The organism is Sulfurihydrogenibium yellowstonense SS-5 (genome assembly GCF_000173615.1).
Lineage (GTDB): Bacteria > Aquificota > Aquificia > Aquificales > Hydrogenothermaceae > Sulfurihydrogenibium > Sulfurihydrogenibium yellowstonense.
The window spans coordinates 1-3,871 of record NZ_ABZS01000164.1 but is presented as its reverse complement, the minus strand read 5'-3'; the positions used below and the strand labels follow the sequence as shown (position 1 = coordinate 3,871).

Annotated in this window: 2 protein-coding genes; both read right to left on the bottom strand. The window is 33.0% G+C overall.

What is annotated here, in order from left to right; translation table 11 throughout:
* Nucleotides 1-219 precede the first annotated feature (219 nt).
* On the bottom strand, nucleotides 220-1,674 hold the full coding sequence (locus SULYE_RS06805) for an SLC13 family permease (RefSeq protein WP_007547854.1): 1,455 nt from the start codon (nucleotides 1,672-1,674) through the stop codon (nucleotides 220-222).
* Entirely contained in the window at nucleotides 1,664-2,989 is a 1,326-nt protein-coding gene (locus SULYE_RS06800) for a homoserine dehydrogenase (RefSeq protein WP_007547853.1), read from the bottom strand. The genes SULYE_RS06805 and SULYE_RS06800 overlap by 11 nt, the downstream gene beginning before the upstream one ends.
* Nucleotides 2,990-3,871: the final 882 nt, after the last annotated feature.

Genomic DNA, 3,871 nt, shown 5'->3' with positions numbered 1-3,871 from the left:
CCTGCTGAAAACTCCCATTTCACACTCATTTGCTACTCCTTTAAAATTTATTTTAAAAATAAAATATAGTCAGGTGAGAAATTTAAAAGCAGGAGATTCTTCGCCGGCTTCAGAATGACAAATAAGGTTGCCTTTTCTCTGATGCCCATCAATCAACCTTTTCCTGTCATCCTGAGGACGCAAGTCCGAAGGATCTCCTTTATAAAAATCATTAATTTCTCACCCAGCATATTCTGAAAGAATTAAGAAAATATATATTATAACACTTCCTATAACATCAAGTAAAAAACCAAATTTTATCATAGTTTTAACATCTACATACTTGGTTGAATAAACGATTGCGTTTGGTGGTGTAGAGATTGGAAGCATAAATGCAAGGCTTGCAGCTATTGCAACAGACATTACAGGATTTATAAGGTTTACATTATAGCTTTCTAATATTGATATTACTATTGGAGTTAAGACTATTGCTGTGGCTGTGTTTGAAGTAATTTCTGTTAAAATAATTGCTAAAATAATTACAACGAACAATAAAGCTAATATCATCTCATGACCAAAAGCATTTTTAACAGCTTCTGCTAATACTTTTCCAAGTCCTGATTCTGTAATTAACTCTCCAAGAGAGATTCCTGATGCAAAAAGTAAGATAGTATCCCAGTCAATCTCTTTTAAGTCTTCTACAGACATCACAGGCTTAAACTCTTTCCAATCTTTTGGAATGACAAACAGTAAAGATGCTGTCAGGACTGCAACCACGCTTTCAGGAAGTTTTTGATTTAAAAGTTTGCCGATGCTTTCAAAGCCAAGTAATGTAAAAATTGATGGCAAAATCCATAACAAGACAGTCAGCAGAAAAATAAATCCAACAATTTTCTCTTCATTTTTTATCTTTCCAAGCTGTGCCTTGTTAGATTGAATGATTTCAAGCAGTGCTTCTTTTGAGATACTAAACTCTCTTATGTTAAATCTTATGTATAAAAGCATAAATACGTAGATTGCAAAAGCTACAGGAAGTGCTTTTATAGACCAATCTAAAAAGCTTACTTCTATACCTTTTTCTTTTAAAAATCCAATGCTTACTAAGTTAGTTGGTGAACCTACGATTGTACCAATTCCACCGATAGATGCACTGTATGCAATGCTGAGTAAGAATAGCATAGTAAACTTTTTAAATCCCGGTTTTTTCTGGTCTTTCAGTAGATGAATAACTCCAAGGGCTATAGAAACCATTATAACAGTGGTAGCGGTGTTGTTTAGCCACATAGAAAGGAGAAAGGTTAGTAAAGAAAATCCAAGTACAAGCCTAAACGGACTTTTTAAAAAGAAGTCTTTTGATAAAAAGTATAATGCAACTCTCTTGTCAAGACCGTATTTATAAATTGCGTTAGCAATCAAAAAACTTCCTATCATTAAAAAGATAACAGGATTTGAAAATCCCTCAAAAGCAGTTTTTACATTACTTGCTCCAAGAATGATGGATAAAACTATTCCAAATAGTCCTACTACTCCAAGGGGTGCAATTTCTGAAATCCAAAGTGCTATGCAGAATAAGAAAATGCCGATGGTTGTTTTTGCTTCATAAGATAGGTTTAAAAATGGGTTAAAGATTGAAAAAACTAAAAGAAATATTGCTACGGCTATATAAATAAGTTTTTTGTTTACTTCATTCTTCATCCTCTACTCTTATGATTACCGGATTTTCTACGCTGTATTTGTTAGATACAATTTCTTTAATAGCAAGCTGTATGTTGTTTTCTGATGCTGTATGGGTTAGAATCACGAGCGGAACCACTTTTTCTTTTGTTTCTTTTTGAAGTTTTAAAATTTTTTCTTTTTGAATGACTGCTGCAATGCTGATGTTATACTTTGCAAACACTGATGCAATCTTTGCAAGGATGCCTGTAATGTCCGGAACTGTAAATCTTACGTAGTATCTTGTGTAAAAATCTTTTACTTTTGTAAGGGTCAAATCTTTATGCTTCCAATCCATAGATGTGATTTCTAAATCTCTTCCTAAGTTGTTGGCAATGGATTTTCCAATACATACAATATCACTGATTACTGCGCTTGCCGTTGGCAGTCCACCTGCTCCTCTTCCATAAAACATAGTTTCGCCAACGTTATTACCTTCTACCATCACAGCATTAAATACTCCGTCAACCTTAGAAAGTGGATGCCAAGATGGTAAGAACGTAGGATTTACTCTTATTTCTACCTCTTCTCCATGAGATTTTGCAATAGCAAGAAGTTTTAGAGTGTATCCAAGCTCCCTTCCAAGTTCTATATCCAACGTATCTATTTTGTCTATTCCTTCTACGTAGACTTGCGAAAAATCAACAAACCCACCAAAGGATAAAGACGCAAGGATGGATATTTTATGTGCCGCATCTGTTCCGTTTATGTCAAGGGTTGGGTCTGCTTCTGCATAGCCTTTTTCTTGTGCTTCTTTTAATGCCTGCTCAAAACTTTTTCCTTCTGTGTACATAGATGTAAGTATATAATTAGTTGTTCCGTTTAAAATTCCGTAGATTTTGCTTATATCATTTGCAACTAATCCTTCTCTAAGTGCTTTTATTATCGGAATTCCGCCGGCAACCGCTGCCTCAAAGCCAATTCTAACATCATACTTTTGTGCAAGACTAAATATATCTTTGCCTTTTTCTGCAAGTAGTGCTTTATTTGCAGTTACGATGTTTTTTCTGTTTTTTATTGCCTGTGTGATAAGATGGTATGGAAACTCTATTCCACCCGCCACTTCAACGACAATATCTATATCTTTATCGTTTATTATCTCATCAACTGTTTTGGCTTTTTTGCTATCATCTATTGGGTAAAATAATTTTCTATTCCAATTTCTTGTATAGACTTTTTTAACGTTTATATCTAAACCTGATTTTTGAGTGATGATTTCTCTGTCTTTATCCAAGATTTTAACAACGCTACTACCAACTACACCATATCCAACAATCCCGATATTTATCTTTTTCAACGGCTGACCTCGTATTTTGTGGTTTAAAAAAATATATTATCATACTTTAAAAATCCATCTTATAATTATTTAATTTCTGCTGAGCCTGTTCCAAAAATCAACATTGTCATTCTGAGCGAAGCGAAGAATCTCATATTTCCTTATTTTAAAAGAGGAGATTCTTAGGCTTATAGTCTCATGATGAAACGGAAAGGTAATCTTGCAAGATTTTTTAAACAGCTTTCATGTTCTGCTTGACATGTAGAAAATTTTTTTGTATACTTATATAACTTTTTATTAATTTTTTATCTGAACCTTGGCAATTGAATAGGTTAGCCCGCACAAGCTTGTTTTACGTGATGACGTGAGACGTGAGATGTGAGACGTTGGAGATTGGTTTATCAATATTTTAATGATTTTTATTTGATTGTTTAATTGCTTGGTGAGATGACTTAACAGTCAGTAAAGCTAAGGTATTGGTAATGTAATTTTATTTTTTAATGTTTGATTTAAGCTTGTGTAGTGATGGTTTGAAAGGGATTTTTTTGAAAAGTGAATGTAAGTACTTGTTAAATTAAATTTTTTGATTTTAGATTTTTTAGCTTTTAAATTTTTGAAAATTTGAAATTTTTTATTTTAAAATTTTTTGAGATCGGCAAGTTAAAAAGTGATATTTGCAGCGGGCTTCTGAGTTTGGGGTTTTTGGCAGTTGGCTTGTGATAGGAAGTTAAAGGATAAAATATAATAATATATTTTCTGTATATCGAGGTTTGCGGAAAAAAATATCAACTTGCAGGTTTTTTAAAAGTTTGGTATAATGGTTATAAGAATATTGATAGAGTAAGCTATAAGCGATTTTATTTTTGAGTAAAAATTTAGCGGGTTCCATCTGAACCGTGTGGG

Excerpts from the sequence above, each read along its gene's own strand:
- SULYE_RS06805 (WP_007547854.1), bottom strand. The coding sequence starts at position 1,674 with ATGAAGAATGAAGTAAACAAAAAACTTATTTATATAGCCGTAGCAATA.